11 protein-coding genes, 1 other RNA gene and 1 pseudogene are annotated in these 13,610 nt (G+C 59.6%); 6 read left to right on the plus strand and 7 right to left on the minus strand.

Annotation, left to right across the window (positions count from 1 at the left end; all coding sequences use genetic code 11):
- Positions 1–1,040 precede the first annotated feature (1,040 nt).
- The 3 genes from K0M70_RS02130 to K0M70_RS02140 all read left to right on the plus strand — a co-directional run bounded on the left by K0M70_RS02130 (position 1,041) and on the right by K0M70_RS02140 (position 5,566).
- Positions 1,041–1,529, plus strand: a complete 489-nt coding sequence (locus K0M70_RS02130; RefSeq protein WP_290778667.1) for a hypothetical protein — start codon at positions 1,041–1,043, stop codon at positions 1,527–1,529.
- Between the two features lie 105 nt (positions 1,530–1,634).
- On the plus strand, positions 1,635–4,559 hold the full coding sequence (locus K0M70_RS02135; protein ID WP_290778670.1) for a DNA methyltransferase: 2,925 nt from the start codon (positions 1,635–1,637) through the stop codon (positions 4,557–4,559).
- A 452-nt stretch (positions 4,560–5,011) separates the two neighbouring features.
- Positions 5,012–5,566 (plus strand): hypothetical protein, encoded by a 555-nt coding sequence (locus tag K0M70_RS02140; RefSeq protein ID WP_290778672.1) that lies wholly within the window; start codon positions 5,012–5,014, stop codon positions 5,564–5,566.
- 712 nt (positions 5,567–6,278) lie between these two features.
- On the opposite strand, the gene K0M70_RS02145 is transcribed toward K0M70_RS02140, so the two are convergent.
- The 5 genes from K0M70_RS02145 to smpB all read right to left on the minus strand — a co-directional run bounded on the left by K0M70_RS02145 (position 6,279) and on the right by smpB (position 11,288).
- The gene (locus tag K0M70_RS02145) at positions 6,279–7,448 is read right to left on the minus strand and encodes a DUF3631 domain-containing protein (RefSeq protein WP_290778674.1); all 1,170 of its coding nucleotides are present in this window, start codon (positions 7,446–7,448) and stop codon (positions 6,279–6,281) included.
- Positions 7,449–8,389: 941 nt separating this feature from the next.
- Positions 8,390–8,929, minus strand: a complete 540-nt coding sequence (locus K0M70_RS02150) for a hypothetical protein (protein ID WP_290778676.1) — start codon at positions 8,927–8,929, stop codon at positions 8,390–8,392.
- Between the two features lie 3 nt (positions 8,930–8,932).
- Complete coding sequence (locus K0M70_RS02155; RefSeq protein WP_290778678.1) at positions 8,933–10,156, minus strand: integrase arm-type DNA-binding domain-containing protein; 1,224 nt, start codon at positions 10,154–10,156, stop codon at positions 8,933–8,935.
- A 179-nt stretch (positions 10,157–10,335) separates the two neighbouring features.
- Positions 10,336–10,687: a transfer-messenger RNA gene (gene ssrA / locus K0M70_RS02160) on the minus strand.
- An 85-nt stretch (positions 10,688–10,772) separates the two neighbouring features.
- The gene (gene smpB / locus K0M70_RS02165) at positions 10,773–11,288 is read right to left on the minus strand and encodes an SsrA-binding protein SmpB (RefSeq protein ID WP_290778680.1); all 516 of its coding nucleotides are present in this window, start codon (positions 11,286–11,288) and stop codon (positions 10,773–10,775) included.
- A gap of 69 nt (positions 11,289–11,357) precedes the next feature.
- Between smpB and K0M70_RS02170 the strand changes: the two genes are divergently transcribed.
- Positions 11,358–11,783, plus strand: coding sequence for a type II toxin-antitoxin system RatA family toxin (locus tag K0M70_RS02170; protein WP_290778683.1), 426 nt, complete (start codon positions 11,358–11,360; stop codon positions 11,781–11,783).
- Positions 11,784–11,785: 2 nt separating this feature from the next.
- Positions 11,786–12,079, plus strand: a complete 294-nt coding sequence (locus K0M70_RS02175) for an RnfH family protein (protein WP_290778685.1) — start codon at positions 11,786–11,788, stop codon at positions 12,077–12,079.
- Here K0M70_RS02175 and K0M70_RS02180 read toward each other — a convergent pair.
- Entirely contained in the window at positions 12,076–12,480 is a 405-nt protein-coding gene (locus K0M70_RS02180) for an outer membrane protein assembly factor BamE (RefSeq protein WP_290778687.1), read from the minus strand. The genes K0M70_RS02175 and K0M70_RS02180 overlap by 4 nt on opposite strands.
- 102 nt (positions 12,481–12,582) lie before the next feature.
- Here K0M70_RS02180 and fur point away from each other — a divergent pair, with 102 nt between their 5' ends.
- The gene (fur, locus tag K0M70_RS02185) at positions 12,583–12,990 is read left to right on the plus strand and encodes a ferric iron uptake transcriptional regulator (protein ID WP_290778690.1); all 408 of its coding nucleotides are present in this window, start codon (positions 12,583–12,585) and stop codon (positions 12,988–12,990) included.
- A gap of 12 nt (positions 12,991–13,002) precedes the next feature.
- On the opposite strand, the pseudogene K0M70_RS02190 reads toward fur, so the two are convergent.
- Positions 13,003–13,610 (minus strand): annotated as a pseudogene (locus K0M70_RS02190) (DNA repair protein RecN); the annotation flags it as partial.

The raw sequence follows: 13,610 nt of genomic DNA on the forward strand, positions 1-13,610 counted from the left end.
GCCCCCGTGAGAACACTGTTGTACGTGCATGTCCTCGCACGACGTTGGCGTAGCATCACAAAGGGAACGGGCGGGCGCCTCCGCTTCCGCGGGGAATGGTGGAACGGTGAAGGATCGACTTCCGGCGGGATTGCAGCATCACTATCGGCCACCAGATATCGGTGACCCTATCTATCGCCTTGAGCAAACTTGCATTGCAGCCGCTGCACTGGAAACAAAGCGGCTGGGCGGACTAATTGCGCCGACATTCGAGCCAAAGCTAGGGTTGATTGATCGAGTGCTTGGCCGCGATGCGTTCCATTCTATTTATCCAGTTCCTGTCGAGCGGTCACTTTATTGGCTATGGGAAGTTTATCGGCCCACGCCTTGGTCAGCTGCAGACAATCGGTGGATTATCTTGATCTGGACTAGGTTGCTCTACAACCTAGACCGCCAAAGAGCTCTCGAAGTTGAAGCCATCATTGACGGGGTCATGGATCCGGACCCAAAGCCGGTAAAGCCCTGGTCCCTGCACGATCCAATCATTACGAATGCGGAGCGATGGGGGTACGCCGTGGGGAAGCTCGCTCAAACTTTACCGTTGTACGGATGATCCGACGGGGATCTCCGCCGCGAAAGTGTTTGCGCTAGGCTCATCTTTTGCCCAAAAGCAGTGGCGTTCGGTGCGTCCTGACCCAAGGCGAAAACTCGCAGCGTTGTCTATGGTGGGACGCAAAATAGTGAGGGTAGGAATGTATGGACGCAATACGCATCGAACGAGACTTTCTCGCCCGTCCGCGTGACGAGCAGCAGCTATTACTGAGATTCAGTTACTGCGACTGGTGCGAAATTGAAGGGTTCAAAATGTTGAGCCCGCAAGAGTATGAGATCAACGGAGAAGTATTCCTTTCCGGATATTGTCCAGTTTGCAGCGGGGAGTGCATTACCGAAATTTTGCAGGCCAACGGTCACTACCACTGAGGGCCGGCGCTTCTATGTCATTCAATTCTGTCCTTCCATGGCGTCTCAACTCTAGATATTAGGTCTAAAGAGATATCACGATGTCTGAGCAAACGCGTTCTGACCCATTGAAGTCGTTTTTCATCGGCATAGCGCTCCTATTAGCCGGATTCATGTTCTGGGAATGGAGCACGGGCGATATTTTGAACGACCTTTTACTTGTTCGCGAGAAAAGCACGATCGTCGGAGAGTTGGTTCGGACCATAGAGGACGAACAGGAGGACTCGCGCGGACGTGTCATTTTTTCCGACATAGGCGTGTATCGGTTCCGTGTCGGAGAAAAAATGTTTCAGAGTATTACGCGCAAACCCACGGGCACGCTGCCTGAGTTCGTAGACGTCGAGTTCATTCAAAGTGATCCGTCCATCAATCGGATTGCTGGTGACGGAGCGCAATCTGAGTTGGAGTGGGCTTGGAGAAAGCTTGGCCTCAGCTTGATCCTATTGATCATGTTTTGCTCAATCGGGTTCTACTACTGCTACTGTGCGGCAGCGGATATTCTGAGAGCGCATCGAAGCCCCGGGATTTAGCTATGCGCTATGGATCGATGTGGGTTCCGCACGTACTCTAGGCAAAATTGACAAATCACCAATGTTGTCGGGTTCGTCGCGCTTCACTTTCAATCGGAGAATCATTTGTCTGACACAGTCCAGAAAATTACCGATTTTGTTTCCTACGTAAGCCTCCTGGACGGCGACGAAAAAGGCGAAGCGCAGGTTTTCTGCGATCGCTTGTTCATTGCGTTCGGCCATGCAGGCTACAAAGAGGCGGGGGCGACTCTAGAGTTTCGAATCAAGAAGAACTCTTCAAAAGGAACGAGCTTCGCGGACCTCGTCTGGAAACCTCGAGTTCTATTTGAAATGAAGCGTCGGGGAGAAAAGCTGCATCTCCACTACGCACAAGCATTCACCTACTGGATGAATGCCGTTCCGGCCCGGCCCAGATTTGTGGTTCTCTGCAATTTCGATGAGTTCTGGATCTATGATTTCGATAAGCAGCTGCACGAGCCTGTGGATCGCGTATCCATCGAAGAACTACCGCACCGATACACCGCTCTCAATTTTATGTTTCCGGAGGACAAGGATCCACTCTTCCTAAACAACCGAGAAGTTGTGTCTCGAGGAGCGGCGGAACAAACGGCTGAGCTCTTTCGTAGTCTTACGCAGAGAACAGGAAAAAATAAGGTTGAGCGCGAAGCTGCGCAGCGCTTCGTGCTGCAATTGGTCGTGGCAATGTTTGCCGAAGACATTGATCTGCTGCCGCTCGGCACCGTCAGCCGCATTGTGAAAGATTGCCTAGATCACAAGCAGTCGGCCTTTGACCTGTTCGACGGCCTGTTCCGTCAAATGAATAACCCTGTGCCGGCGAAGGCGGGTCGGTACGCAAATGTTCCCTACTTCAATGGTGGCCTTTTTTCTAAGGTCGACGTCCCAGTTCTCACGAATGAAGACTTGAATGTAATTGGTGGCAAGGACGGTATTGCGAGCAAGAATTGGTCGAAGATTGACCCGGTTATCTTCGGAACACTTTTCCAGCAAAGCATGGACGCCGCAGTCCAGCACAAACACGGGCGCCACTTCACCTCCGAAGCGGATATCCAAAGGATTGTCGGTCCTTCAATCGAGCGCCCTTGGCGCGAGGAAATTGACGCGGCAACTTCTTTGAAGGACCTGGTGAGCATAAGGGCGCGCATCGCGACATTCAAAGTGCTGGACCCTTCCTGCGGTAGCGGAAACTTCCTATACGTTGCTTATAGGGAGATGGTCCGACTCGATATACGACTTATGTCGAGGCTAAAGGAGAAAGTGAGCGAGAAGGAGTTCCAGAAGCAGTTCAAAGTTCTTACAGTTGTTTCGCCGAAGAACTTCTTCGGCATTGACAATGATGCGTTTGCTGTTGAGCTAGCAAAAGTAACATTGATGCTCGCTAAGAAGCTTGCGCACGACGAGGCTGTGTCGTTGCTGCATGACGAAGGCATCGGAGGCAAGGGCAGTCATGAGCTTGATCTCGCGGGTGACGCGGCGCTGCCGCTCGACAACCTCGACGCGAACTTCCTGTTGGGTGACGCTCTCTTTCTTGAATGGCCGACATCAAACGCAATTGTCGGGAATCCTCCTTTTCAGTCGAAAAACAAGATCCAACAGGAGCTTGGACCAGCCTACACATCCCGACTTCGCGAGCACTTCCCAGAAATCGATGGTCGCGCGGACTACTGCGTCTATTGGGTGCGCAAGGCCCACGATCATCTTAAGCCTGGCGAAAGGGCTGGGTTGGTTGGCACGAATACTATTCGTCAGAATTACAGTCGCATGGGAGGCCTCGACTATATTGTGGCTAATGGCGGTCAGATTACCGAGGCGATTTCGAGCATGATTTGGCCTGGCACTGCGGTGGTGCATGTATCAGTTGTGAATTGGATCAAAAGCGCCGTTCCTGGCAAGAAGCGACTCTATATTCAGGAAGGAAACGATATCGACGATGGTTGGCGCCATGCGGACCTCGACTCAATTCCATCGTCATTGTCATTCGCCTTTGACGTTACGAGTGCGGAAAGCATCGTGGCGAATGCGGATCGAGGAAAATGTTTCCAGGGGCAGACGCACGGACACGAAGGTTTCTTGATGGAGACGGCTATCGCGACATCACTCATCGCGAAGGATGCCAAGTACAACGCAGTACTTAAACCTTTCCTCACTGCCGATGACTTGGTTGGGTCACTGCTCGGTGGCCCTTCGCGATTTGTTATCGACTTTAGTGGAATGGAGAGCGTGGAAGCCGGAACGTACAAGGAAGCATTTGGACGGGTTGAGTCCTTGGTTCTTCCCGCTAGGTTAAAAGCGGCAAAGGAAGAAGCCGAAAGGAACAAGGATGTCCTTGAGGGTAACGCGAGAGCCAAGGTCAACTGGCATCACAGGAACTTCCTCAATCACTGGTGGCGCATGTCCTATCAGCGCGATCAGATGATGAGAGAGATTTCAAAGCTCGGCCGGTACATCGTATGCGGCGCAGTTACGAAGCGACCAATATTTGAGTTCATATCGTCGAAGATAAGCCCGAATGCCGCATTGACTGTTTTTGCACATGATGATGATTACACATTCGGCATTCTTCAATCTGGACAGCATTGGCTGTGGTTTAGTGAGCGCTGCTCGACCATGAAGTCTGATCCGAGATACACGTCGAATACTGTCTTTGACAGTTTTCCTTGGCCGCAGAAACCGAGCACTGTCAGCGTAAGAAAGGTGGCAGCTGCAGCTAGAGCGCTAAGGGCAGGCCGACGTGAGCTGAGAGACCAGTACAGGCTTTCTTTCCGAGATATGTACCGGAATCTTGAGATGCCTGGCGCTAACCCCCTAAAGGTATTGCAGACCAAGCTGGATAATGCTGTTAGTGAGTGCTACGGAATCAAAAAGACAGAAAGCATTCTTGTGCACTTGCTTGGCCTCAACAAGGCACTTGCGGCTGCCGAAAAGATCGGGACGCCAGTTCAGACAGCTGGAGTACCCGCTGGTATGGAGAGTTTGGCGGAGCTCAAGAGTACGGATTGCGTCGAGACATAGCGAAGCATTCGGTGGCCCCGGGTTTCGCCAGTGCGATACGCGCATTAGGCTCTTTGTGCCACTTCCCGGATTCGCTTGGCGCGACGTGGAGATAGGGCGTCAATGGCTGGGCCAAGAGAGGTTTTGCATCCGCCGTTGTTCTCGGTCCCGATGCGTCGCGGTTTTGGCCCTCGCGCGCGAGCGCGATGCGTGCCGTATTTCTGGCCTCACCCGCGACGAAAAGGGGCTGTATGTGCGCTAGCGCTTCTAGTTTTGTCCGAACCTTTGACACAGGTCCCTGGGGTCGGTGCCTGGTGAATGCGGCATGGGCGTCTAAGGCAATGCTGGCCCTAAAGACCTACTTTCGACGTGCATAACTTGGTGCATGAGAAAGTCGTCAATTTGGCGGCCGGTCTCGGCTCAGAGCAGGTTGCGCTGGCGGAGAACTTTGCCAACTACTAGAGAGGGGAATAATGAGTTTTGAGCACCTATATGATTTTGCGCTTGATCGCGCGAAGCAAGAGCGAGACGAACTGGGTGCCGACTACCGCGCCATAGACGCTAAATCCCAAGGCGCCGGCGCAATCGCGGCAGCCTTGGCTGCGGCTGCATTGGTCTTCCTGCGAAATTCCCAGTTTTCACTGGGTTGGGTCGAGGCGCTCCTTTTTTGTGTGATGTTAGTTCTTTTGACCGCCACAGTTGTGTTGGCGCTTTTGGCCACGTTTGTCGCAAGAACGGGCATACCGTTCGGTAGCGCGGAATTGTTCGAAGAGATTGTGAAGGTCAAGAGGGAGCGTGACGCTCCACAGCCTGGTGCGGGGTCGCCCACCAAGGTGATAGCTGATCGGCTTGAAGGAATTAAGGGCGACGTATTGCCTACTTGGGTAGCTGCCAACATCAGCCTTGCGTCAGCCTGCAACAGGAAGGCTGCGTGGCTCTATTGGGCACAGATCACGCTCTTCGCTGCTCTCGCGTTTCCCCCAATCATCGCTTTGACGGTATTAGTCTTGGAGATCATCGATGGCTAGTTGCCACGAACCTGAGTGTAAGACTCGCGCGCGTAGAGGTAGCAACTACTGTGCAAGGCATGCTCCGCGGGTAATAAAAACCAAGAGCGCTGTGACGAGTTTCATTGTTCGAAAGAGTGCTGCAAAGCGCCCGGCCGCGAAAAAACCGGCAAAGAAGCCGCGTTCATAAGCCGCTCTGTTCTAGGTCCTTCTGGGCTTTCCTCATGGCTGGGGCCGGTGGTTGGAGCCTGTTCCATGCACTACACGAAAGTACCTAGTTGCTATCTGGGTCATGTCTCCTGACGATGTTTCCCTAATTTCCGCCCTCGCGCGCCTGCGCGATGCGTTCGGCGTTTCCTCCCTCGTGCGCCCGCGATGCGGGCCAGGATGTCCACACTCGCGTGCGCGCGTACTGCGGCCTTAGCCGCGCTAGTTCGTTCTCTTGTCGTGGGCGCTCCAATAGGACGGGCGAGCGCGCGCTTGGCCGAGAAGCAGGCGTTCCAGGGTTCTGCCGCGGCACTCGCCTGGTCTTCTCTCCCGTTCCAACTCGTCGAGTAAGTCAGGATGTAGCCAGCAGGACAAACGCCGAAAGCCGGCGGCGCTCATCCGTCCTTTGTAGGCTTTAAGGCGCTCGCCATTTGCCTTAGTCATGGTAAGCCCTCGTTTGCAGTGAAGTTTGTGATGGTGTGTAGCTGGCCTATAGAGAGAATCAGCAGTTTGGCCAGGGGGAGATTCACTGATCGGCCTCCAAGGCTTGGTCGCGGCTCCCGGAATCCGCAACAGGCGCAATACGCTCAACATTGGTGCTCCTTGTATCGGCTGTTGCGCTTGTTGCGCTTCCTTGGGGCGGCTCCGCCAGGTAGCGGCACCACGCGTCATGTAGATCGGCGCGTTTGTAGCCGCGGAGAGTCCTGTTCCCAACCCGGATGGCCGCCGGCCCGATGCCGTAAGGCCGGAGGTGGTTGCCCAGTCCGCGCGCATCCAGGGGCTTGCCGCGAAGGTCCCCCCAGGGTGAGTCAATGAGTACGGTCAGGGCAGCCAAGATCTCTTCGCTAGGCATCGTGTCTCGCGACCCAAATACCTCCCGCATGTCTCTAAGTAGGTTGATGCCTAGGCTGGGAGTGCTCTGCTTGGACTCCGCAACAAGCGCAATCGCCGCTGCGCGCGCACGATCCGGCCAGTTGCCTCCCGCTGCATCGGCCACAGCAAGGAGCGGCTCCCAGACGTCCGCGTCGCGGTCCTGGATGCCGTCTGGCATGACGGGCCAGACGCCGGCTAATTCCAAGCCACCCATCCATTCGGCCAGCCTGACGGCTATCTGTTCCGCCTCGGGCCCGTTGATCCGACGCCTATACGGCTCGACGTGCTCATTGGGGGCCCTACGCCGCATTCGAATCACCACACTGCGGGTCAGAATGGTGTCTGGCAACCCGCCCAAGCCAGCAAGCGCTACGGCGCAGTAGGCCGGGATTTCCTCCGTGAACACCTCCTTGCCCCTGACAACGCAGCGCCCGGCGACCGCATGCTTTCGGTGCCCGGCATTGAGCAACCCTCGGATCTCCTCGTTGTCCTTTGCCTTTGGACCGAACACCGTATCGATCTCGTCGTACAAGATGGTCGGGCGGCCTTCCTCCGCATTGACCTTTCGGAACAGATAGGCGGGCGTGACGTTGACCGCCTCAACGGCGCGGGGCACCAGCGGCTCCATGACCTCGAGGCACCGGGACTTGCCGCTTCCCGGCTCTGGCGATAGGAAGGCAATGCGCGGCGTGCTGTCCCAGGCGTCCATCAGGTGGGCGTGCGCAATCCAGAGGACGTGAGCCACTTGAGCGTGTGGGGTGGGGTACGCGACAAACCTGCCGATGTAGTCTGAGGTTTCCGTCAGAAGTTGATCGCCTTCCATGGGCGGAGCCGCTGCTGCAGCGCGCTGGGCGGCAAATCCCACGTCGTGACCGGCCAGAGCTGCAGCTCTACGGGCTTCGGCGAGTAGGCCTGGGTTGGCTTGGACGAGCGGAGCTGTTTCGTGGGTCGGGTATCCACCCGGGACGGTCAGTTGGACTCCGTTGGGGGCGCGGAACAGCCCGTCCCGTGTTCCACACTCGAGACCGTTCAAGACCGCCACCGGAGCAGGTCAGCCACAGCATTCCGGAACCCTAGAGATCTGAGCTTCATGTGGAAGCTGATCAGGTCGCCCGCGCCACAACCGCCGTGACACCGCCATCCGCCTCGCAAGCCATCCAGGTGAACCGAGAGCGCGGCTGGGCCGCCAGTGTGAAAGGGGCAATGGGCTCGGGCCCAGCCCGTTTCAGGCTCAGTGCCGACGAGCTCCAAATGGGCAGGGAAGTAGTCACGTGGCAGGGGAAGCCGTTCACGCCAGTTCGTCGGGAGCGTTGTCCAGCCAAGCGAGGCGTCTTGGCGACGCTGTCTCTTGCCAGGCGGGGGGGCTTTCCGGGCCCTGAGACCGCCGCCGCTCGAATGCGGGACCTTAGTGGTGACCATGGCCGACCTCATTTGAGGTTGGCGCGGCCGCGACAAGCATCTGGCGGATGTCCTCGACGCGCCAGGCCGTGATGCGGAGCCCCAGGGCTCGCGTGGGCTGCGGGTAGCGCCCTGAGCGGACTCCGGCCCACCAGGTAGACGCGGAGACTGGGACGAGAGCGGGGATCCCGGGATCGTCACCGGCAGCAGGGCGGCCGATGATGTCGCGGAGGCGGAGATAACCTATTTCTGGAAGCCGGTGCATTGCTGGACAACTCCATGCGATGGGGAGTGTCTAGCTTTGCTGCCTCCGTTGGTTCCTGAGTTCTCCCACGACGTAAGGGCGCGCTTCTACGGCGTAGCGGCTCATTTGGTGCGCGGTGTGCGGAGGGCCTTGAGCGCGGCGGAGTGGGAGATGCCAAATTTCTGCTGTGCGGCCATGGCACATGCGGTCTTTGTCTTGAATTTTCCGCTCGCCCAAGACTCTAGAACCTTGCGCCGGGCATCTCGATAGCCCCCCGGCTTGTCGTGGCGGGCGTTGATCGCCTTCCTTCCACGATCACTGGCGCTTCGGAGCAGCCCGGTCAGCTCCCCGGTTCTTTCTCGCAGTTCGTCCTTGAGCAGCTCAGCCAATCGCTTGTGAATTTTGGACCATTCCCGCAGCGCCGTTTCGTTCTCAGCCGCAATCGTGGTCAGCACCAGGAGAGCCGATCTGAACTCTTTGGCGTCGATCATCTGCACTGCCGCAATTTCGTAGATCGAACTGCTGTCGACCGTCTCGCGAAGGTAGGCAGCCATCGTGGCTTGGAGATTGGGATTAACGGGAGTCCGAAGGACTGCGCGACGCATGATATCGACGACGACTTCGAGATCGTCCGGTCTGGAAATTCGTTTGTCCTTGGCCATGGGTCAACCTGCGAGCTTCTTGTCGAACGAAAGCACATTTCCTCCAACGCGGAGAATGTCTAAGTAGTCCGCCCACTGCTGCATCATCTTTCGCCGCTCGGGCAGGTGCGTCGTGCGGTTGTAGGCGCGACCGTTGGCGTCGCGAACGGCGTGGGCGAGCTGGTGCTCGATGTAGTCCGGCCGGACGTGCAGGACTTCATCCAGCACCGTCCTGGCCATGGCGCGGAAACCGTGTCCGCTCATTTCTTCCTTCGCGAAGCCCATGCGGCGTAGTGCCGACAGCACTGCGTTGTTGCTCATCGGGCGTTTCGGACTCCGCGGGCTGGGAAAGACGTAGCGCCCGCGCCCGGTCAGGGGCTGCAGTTCCCGAAGCACCTCGACCGCTTGTGCCGCCAGCGGGACCAGGTGCGGTTGGCGGGTTTTCATGCGATCTGCTGGGATATTCCACTCGCCAGCATCAAGGTCCAGCTCCGCCCACTCCATTGCCCGCAGTTCTCCCGGACGGACGAACAGGAGTGGCGCCAGTCGCAACGCGCAGCGCGTGACCAGGGAGCCCCGATAGTCGTGGCTTGCACGAAGCAACTGACCGATGGCGCCGGGGTCGGTAATCGCTGCCCTGTGGGTGGACTTGGCCGGTGCAAGCGACCCTCTCAGGTCCGAGGCCGGGTTCCGCTCGGCCCGGCCGGTTGCGATGGCGTAGCGGAAAACCTGTCCACAGTTCTGCAGTGTCCGGTGGGCGGACTCGATGGCTCCGCGGTCCTCGATGCGGCGAATGACGGTCAGCAGTTCTTTCGCGGCGATGTCGGCTATGGGGCGCTTCCCCAGCCACGGGAAAAGGTAGTTCTCGAGCCGTAGGAGAATCTTGCTGCTGTGGGATTCCGCCCAGGACTTGGACTGCTTTGCGAACCACTCGCGGGCGACGATCTCGAAGCTGTTGGCCGCGCGCTCCTCCCCGGCCGCCCGCTCGGCCTTGCGATGCTCACCGGGGTCGATGCCGGCGGCGAGCAGCTTGCGGGCAGCGTCGCGCTTCTCCCGGGCCTCCTTCAAGCCGGTGGCGGGGTAGGCGCCCAGCGCCAAGCGCTTTTCCTTCCGGGCGAAGCGGTACTTAAAGCGCCAGAGCTTGCCGCCTGCGGGTGTGATTTCCAGGTACATGCCGTCACCATCGGTGACCCGCCGCGGCTTGTCAGTTGGCTTTGCGTTGCGGATCGCCACATCGGTCAGGGGCATGCTCGCTGGCTCCATATGGGGGCACCGGACCACCCGGGCACCCCTATGCCCCCAGATAAGGCCCCAGTCTTGGGGGCATGTCAATGGACCGCATCGCATGGCATCGCACAAGAAAAAGGCCGAAATCCCTGTTTTATCAGGAGATTCCGGCCTTTATCGGACTACGTTGGAGCTTGAAATGGTGGAGGTGGGGGGAGTTGAACCCCCGTCCGAGAGCACTCTATCTCCGGTACTACATGCTTAGCTCGTTGTTAGTTCTCGTACGACGGCAACACAACGTGCGAGGCACACCGTCGTCCACACCCGCTAAGTTCACTGCTGGTTGGCGGGTCGCCGCCGGCAGCTGTTCCGTGATAATGACCCTACATCCACGAGCACGGGCACAAGTGGGTTCGGGGCTTACGCCTTAAGCGGCGAGAGCGTAGTTGTCGTCGTTGGCAACTAAGTTTTGCAGCTGGATTAACGAGGAAAGCTACCCCCTCGGCATGCACCAGTCGACTTTGCAACCCCCGTCGAAGCCAGGACACCCCCGGAAACGTTGGAGAAGCATCGATGAACTGATGGCGTAAGTATGGGGCCGGGGCGGGGAGGCTACAAGCCGCCCCGTGGGATCCGTTCAGGCATCTTTGTTGTGTTTCCGCATCACGCGCTGCTTGTCGCGCTGCCAGTCGCGGTCCTTGCTGGCCTGGCGCTTGTCATGGGCCTGCTTGCCCTTGGCCAGGGCCAGTTCAAGCTTCACCTTGTTTCCTTTCCAGTACACGGCCGTGGGAATGAGCGTGTAGCCCTCGCGGTCCACGTAGCCCACCAGCTTGTCGATCTCGTGCCGGTGCATCAGCAGCTTGCGGGTGCGGCGGTCGTCGGCCACCACGTGGGTGGACGCCTGGCTGAGCGGGGTGATCTGCGAGCCGAACAGGAAGATTTCGCCGTTTTTCACCAGCGCGTAGGCGTCGCCCATGTTCATGCGGCCCGCGCGGATGGACTTGAGCTCCCAGCCCTGCAGGGCGATGCCCGCCTCGTAGCGGTCCTCGAGGTGGAAATCGTGGCGCGCGCTGCGGTTCAGGGCGATCGTCTTTTGCGCCGATGCCTTGTCCTTGCCGGTTCCGGTATTCTTGGTGGTGTTGTTCTTCGACATTTTCCTTCCTTGGCGGTCATTGTCGCCCATCGCGGGCCGGCTGGGGGAGGGCGCATTGACAGAGGCCCGATGACGAGCATCCACCGCCACGCGCTGGTCAGGCATTCAGCCCTGCGCATGTACACCCTGGTCAACGACGTGGCCGCCTACCCGGTCCGTTTTGCCTGGTGCGACGGCTCCCAGGTGCTCGAGCAGTCCGACACCCACATGCTGGCCCGGCTGGACCTGCGTATCGCTGGCCTGCGCACCAGCTTTACCACTCGCAACACGCTCGAAGCACCCACCCGCATCAGCCTGGCGCTGGTGGAAGGGCCGTTCCGCCAGCTCACGGGCCGCTGGGATTTCCACACCCTGGCCGAAGACGCCTGCAAAGTCAGCCTGACGCTGGAGTTCGACGTGGCCAGCAAGCTGATGGGCTCGGCCTTCGCCATTGGCTTCCAGGGCTTGACCGACCGCATGGTGGACGACTTCTGCCGCGAGGCGGACCAGCCCTGACCATGGCCGGGCGCGAACTGCGGGTGCAGGTGGTGTACGCGCTGCCCGAGCGCTGCTGGACCGTGGAAGTGGTGCTTCCGGAGGGTGCGCGGGTAGCCGATGCGCTCGCCCTGGCCGATCTGGCGGGAGTGCTGCCGCAGGGCGCCGTGGATCCAGCGAGACTGGCGGTGTATGGCCGCACGGCGACTCTGGAAACCCGGCTGCACGATCGCGACCGGGTGGAAATCCTCAGGCCCCTGCTGGCCGACCCGAAGCAGGCGCGCCGGCAGCGCGCCCGGGATGCAGCGAAGCGTTAGCCGCCGCTGCTGGGCCGCGGCTGGCGCGGCTTGTCCTTGTCGCGGGCCAGGTTGCCGAACCGGCGCATTTCCACCGAAAGGGCCTTGTCGGCCTCGGGGAAATACTCGCCGTCCCAGCGCGCCAGGCTGTCGCCTTCGAACCACAGGGTCAGGTTCTTCACTTCGGTGTCGCCAACACGGCGACGTTCGGTGGCCACGTAATCCCAGCGCGACTGGTGGAACGGATCGGCCACCGGCGGCGAGCCCAGCAGGCTGAACACCTGTTGGCGGGTCAGGCCGGTCTTGAGCTGTTCGACGTTCTTGGATTCCAGCAGGTTGCCCTGGAAAACAGGCTGCCGATAAACGATTCCGCAGCCGGCCACGAGGACGGTAGCGAGGAGAAGGGTCAGGGCCTTGCGCATTGCGTGCTGATCCAGAACGGTGACCGCCCGATGATACACTATGGCCCGCGGCCGCCAGCCGGCCGCAGCGCTACGCCAGAGCCACGTTATTCAGGAGACAGCATGGAATCGCCGGACCTGCGCAAGGCGGGACTCAAGGTAACCCACCCCCGGATCCGCATCCTCGACGTGCTGGAATCTTCCAGCCCGCGGCACCTGACCGCCGAGGACATCTACCGCCAGTTGCTCGACAACGGCGACGACATCGGCCTGGCCACGGTTTACCGCGTGCTCACCCAGTTCGAGTCTGCGGGCCTGGTGCTCAAGCACAATTTCGAGGGCGGCCAGGCGGTCTATGAACTCGACCGCGGCCAGCACCACGACCACATGGTGGACATCGAGACGGGCAAGGTGATCGAGTTCACCAGCCCCGAGATCGAGCGCCTGCAGAACGAGATCGCGGCCAAGCACGGCTACGTCATCGAAGAACACTCGCTCGTACTCTACGTCCGCGCCAAAAAGAAAAAATAACCCCGTTCTTGCTTACGCCGACTGGGCGCGGGTCAGCATCTGGCGGGCGTTGGCGCGGACTTCCTTGGTGATTTCCACGCCGCCCAACATGCGGGCGAGCTCTTCGATGCGGGCCTTGTCGTCCAGCGGCAGCACGGCGCTGTGGGTGGTGTCGCCGGCCACGGCCTTGCTGACCTGGAAATGGTGATGGCCCTGCGCCGCCACCTGGGGCAGGTGGGTGACGCACAGCACCTGGCGCTCGGCGCCCAGGGCACGCAGCTTCTGGCCCACCACTTCGGCCACGGCGCCGCCGATGCCGGTGTCCACTTCGTCAAACACCATGGTGGGCACGGCGTCCAGGCCCAGCGCGGCCACTTCGATGGCCAGGCTGATGCGGGCCAGTTCGCCGCCCGAGGCCACCTTGCGCAGCGCGCGCGGCGGCTGGCCGGGGTTGGCCGAGACCAGGAACTCGCAGCGCTCGGCGCCCTGGGGCGTGGGGCGCGGTGAGTCCATGGGGTCCAGCTGCACGCTGAAGATGCCGCCTCCCATGCCCAGTTCGGCCATCAGGCTGGCCACGGCCTGGCCCAGCCCCGTGGCGGCGGCCCCCCCGGCGCGGCGAAGTGTGTCGGGGGGCAGAGCCC

Origin of the sequence: Arenimonas sp. (assembly GCF_019459675.1) — a bacterium.
GTDB lineage: Bacteria > Pseudomonadota > Gammaproteobacteria > Xanthomonadales > Xanthomonadaceae > Arenimonas.